Source organism: Vibrio sp. OPT46, from assembly GCF_015163535.1.
Taxonomy (GTDB): Bacteria; Pseudomonadota; Gammaproteobacteria; order Enterobacterales; family Vibrionaceae; genus Vibrio; species Vibrio alginolyticus.
The window spans coordinates 31,732-35,570 of sequence record NZ_JADDYG010000291.1; the positions used below are offsets into that span (position 1 = coordinate 31,732).

The 3,839-nt window shown below is 42.2% G+C and carries 3 protein-coding genes and 1 pseudogene; 3 read left to right on the forward strand and 1 reads right to left on the reverse strand.

Features of this window, described 5'->3' with window-relative positions; all coding sequences use genetic code 11:
• Positions 1 to 1,068 (reverse strand): CHASE domain-containing protein (locus IQR33_RS13005; RefSeq protein WP_193843753.1); only part of this gene is annotated, 1,068 nt, incomplete at its 3' end.
• Positions 1,069 to 1,502: 434 nt separating this feature from the next.
• Between IQR33_RS13005 and IQR33_RS13010 the strand changes: the two genes are divergently transcribed.
• The 3 genes and pseudogenes from IQR33_RS13010 to IQR33_RS13025 all read left to right on the forward strand — a co-directional run.
• Positions 1,503 to 2,423: an IS5 family transposase gene (locus IQR33_RS13010; RefSeq protein WP_193838136.1), complete on the forward strand. Its 921-nt coding sequence runs from the start codon at positions 1,503 to 1,505 to the stop codon at positions 2,421 to 2,423.
• A gap of 280 nt (positions 2,424 to 2,703) precedes the next feature.
• Positions 2,704 to 3,273 carry a hypothetical protein gene (locus IQR33_RS13020; protein WP_074190730.1) on the forward strand — a complete coding sequence of 190 codons (570 nt, stop codon included), beginning with the start codon at positions 2,704 to 2,706 and terminating at the stop codon, positions 3,271 to 3,273.
• Positions 3,274 to 3,498: 225 nt separating this feature from the next.
• Positions 3,499 to 3,750: pseudogene (locus IQR33_RS13025) on the forward strand (type II toxin-antitoxin system RelE/ParE family toxin); the annotation flags it as partial.
• Between the last annotated feature and the right edge of the window lie 89 nt (positions 3,751 to 3,839).

A 3,839-nucleotide genomic window follows, 5' to 3' on the forward strand; every position in this document is an offset into this window, starting at 1 on the left:
TTGGGAAATACCGCGTAAAGGGGCTTTCAGATCATGAGAGGCGACATAGGCGAACTGATCAAGTTCTCTATTTGCCTCTTGCAATGCTTGATTTCTGACCTGAAGGTCTTTTGTGACCGTTTCTAACTTGTCTGTGCGCAATTGTAAATCTTTGGTTAAATGCTTTGCATACTCATCGACTCGCTCTTTTTCACGAACCAACATGAGAAATAGGATAAATAACAAGACATCCACGATAATACCGAAGATAAGAATAAGCAGAGGTTGAGTGGTATTTTGCTGCGCTTCAAACAACGGCGAACTTTGAATAACGAAGGTCCAAACTCTACCGTATATATTCAACTCTAGAGTTTGTGTAAAGTGCGGATCTGAATGATGGCGCATGTTTGATACATTAAGATCACTGTACAGTAATTCTTGATTATCATAGAGACTGAAATTCACGAGTCGTTTCTCTCCAGAGAGAGTCCCGTTCATCAATTTATTTACAATAAATGGGGCGTATACTAAACCTAAGAAACCATCTTTTGTATCTCCGTAGTACTCAGGAACTTCATCAGAAAACCAGGGGGCATAAAACAGAAAACCCGGCGCCTTTTCCGAGTCTTGAACTAAGGTAATTGGAGCAGTGATGGTGGCTGTATTTGTTAATCTGGCGTTTTTGGCTGCGGTGTATCGGTTGTTTTCATGCGCCATGTCTAGTCCCACGGCCTTTAGGTTATTTTGCATTGGTTCAATGTAGGTAATAGGCCAATATTCGGAAGCAGTTCGAGCAGGATGCGGCATATATTCAGACAGTTGCTTTCTTTGCCATTCTAAATACCGCTTTATTTTGTTATCAGGAACGTAGTGAATAACACCAATACCGTTGATGCCAGGAAAGTGTCGAGGGACATCAAACTGGTCAGCAAAAATTTTCCAGTCTGCTCTTGAGGCAGGAGCTTGATACATATGTAAGGCTGACACTCCTGCGAGCAGTGCCTCCTCATATTTCGACATCCGTTCTTGTACGAGTTCGACCAACTGATGGGCTTGAAACTCAAATTGAGTTTTTGCTTTTTGTTCCACCTGACTCGAGGTTACCGCCCAAGCGGTAAGAGTGAGCACGGCTGACAAAAAAAGTACAAGCCAATGATACCAATGGAGTGCACTTGCCCGTTGAGTCAATAAAGTTATCGTCAAAATTTAACTGACCTTTATAATTGTTATATGTAAATCAACATAATTGATTATTAAATTATATGCAAATATGTTCTTTTTTATGTTTTCTTGTTTGGTTTTATGGGTGGTTTCGTTTCTTCAATAGGTTGCGCGAAAACAAGTCGCCATGGTCTGAGCTGTCTTATCATTAGTGACCACGGTTTCATTATTAAAAAATAAGTGACTAGCGGGCTTGCAACCGTAACTCTCTGAGCTTTAGGCGGGCTTTGTTGCTTAAATCGATGGAACTAAATCAAGAAGCTACGATCTGATCGGCTACACCCATTAATCGTCGTAGCCTCATGCCTAAACCTCGTTACAAAACAACTAACTGGACGCAGTACAACAAAGCCTTAATAAACCGTGGTTCTCTGACCTTTTGGATTGATGAGGAAGCGATAGCCGAGTGGAAGCAAAACAAACAAGGCAAGCGCGGCAGACCTCGCCAATTCAGCGACTTAGCCATTACTACTGCACTGATGGTGAAACGCATATTCTCTATGCCGTTGAGAGCACTGCAAGGATTTCTAGACTCGGTATTTAAGCTGGCTAACATCCCGCTAGTTTGTCCGCACTACACCTGTATAAGCCGTCGAGCTAAGGAAGTTGAGGTTTCATTTAAAACTAAAACCATAGGTGCGATACAACACCTAGCCATTGGTGCCACTGGCCTCAAGGTTTATGGCGAAGGTGAATGGAAGGTCAAGAAGCATGGTACTGACGGGAAGCGTAGGGTTTGGCGTAAGCTGCATATCGCAGTAGATACTAGCACCCACGAAATAGTCGCAGCAGAGCTGAGCTTATCTAACGTAACCGATGCCGAAGTACTTCCCAACTTGCTTAAGCAGACACGTCGTAAAATCATTGAGATATCAGGCGATGGTGCTTATGACACAAGGAATTGCCATGATGCCATACGGATCAAGCGAGCTGTTCCACTCATTCCGCCACGAGAAGGGGCAGCCTTCTGGGAACGAGGACATCCTCGCAACTTAGCAGTAGGTTGCCAGAAGCTCTACGGCTCCAACAAGAAGTGGAAAAAGCGGTATGGTTATCATAAGCGCTCGCTCTCAGAGACAGCAATGTATCGGGTAAAACAGTTGGTAGGTGGGAAACTAAGCCTAAGGAATTACAACGCTCAGGTTGGCGAGACTTACGCTATGCTCAAAGCGTTGAACAAGCTTACAGGGCTTGGTATGCCTGAAACTCAGTATGTTGTATAGGAATTGCTCAATTCGGGCGGTTTGGTTTCCTGTCCGAATTACGCAACAAAGCCGATTGGGACATACAGTCGTGGTGATATTCGCTATAACAAACTGTTTAAGAGTGATTCGCAACGCGTGGCACTTTTACTATGCGTTGGTTTTAGTGTTTAGGGTGGTATGCGGCGGCTTTGATATTGCGTTGCTCACACCTTAACAGGGCATTAAATTCACTAACTATAGTATTTTAAAATGCTGTTTTATATAATCTGTTCAGAATTAAATATGAGTAAGGTTTTATATGGAAAACACAAGTACTAAGCAAGTAATTACCGCGCCAGTGGCATCAATCATTGTTACTTTGACAATATGTTTGACCGTGCTGTTTGCATTGGGATCTTTCAAGGCATCAAATTTAGATTATGCGACAGTTAACTTTGATGGTGGTTATAAAAAAATTGGAGTCATCAGTGAGCAACGTAGCTTTTCAGATGTTGAGGTCAAGTTTAATGACAAAGTGTTATGGTCAGGCTCATTAGATTACGTTGCTGGGGAAATTGCCAATAGCATAGCATCTGAAAAAGATCCTCAGAATATCACATGGAAAGAAGGCGTTACCTTAAGCGGGACAGCTGGTGTTTCATGGGATGGAAGTGAAAGTTCGTTTAAGCTAACGACGGAAACAATCGATTTAGTATCAACTAAGGAAGTTCCATTGTTAGTTCAAGACGTTATTACACAACTACGCACGTTGGACAGAAAGGTAAAAGACGAGAACGATATTAGTGCAAAGCAAGCATTAACTTTTTCAGAAGCTCCTAGTGCTTCATTTACTTTGACGAAGTTTCTTGCAGCATTAAGAAATATGTAAGCCGTTAATTTAACAAAGCATTTAAGAGTGATTCCCAACGCTTGGCATTTTTAATGCTAATCGTTGGGTTTTGTGTTTATGGTGGTATGGTTAGGGTCAGTGGTAGCGTTGCTCACACCTTAATGCGGCGTTATAGCTCAGGTCAGGTTTACTGCTCCAAAAATTATAGCTACGTTAATCACGTATAGTTTTGCTATCTATACGTTACTTGCGTATACTTTGCGTATGAAAAGTGTATTTGTCGAATCAACCATATTTGAAAAGTACCGTAATGAATATCTCAGCGATGATGAGCTTAGGCTTTTTCAAGCTGAGTTAATGTCTAACCCGAAGCAGGGTGACGTGATTCAAGGTACAGGTGGTTTGCGAAAGATTCGAGTTGCAAGTAAAGGTAAGGGCAAGCGTGGTGGCTCTCGCGTTATCTATTACTTCCTCGATGAAAAGCGTCGTTTCTACTTGCTGACGATTTACGGCAAGAATGAAATGTCTGACTTAACCGCAGACCAAAAGAAACAACTAAAGGCTTTTATGGAGGCGTGGCGTAATGAGCAATCGTGATCTATTTG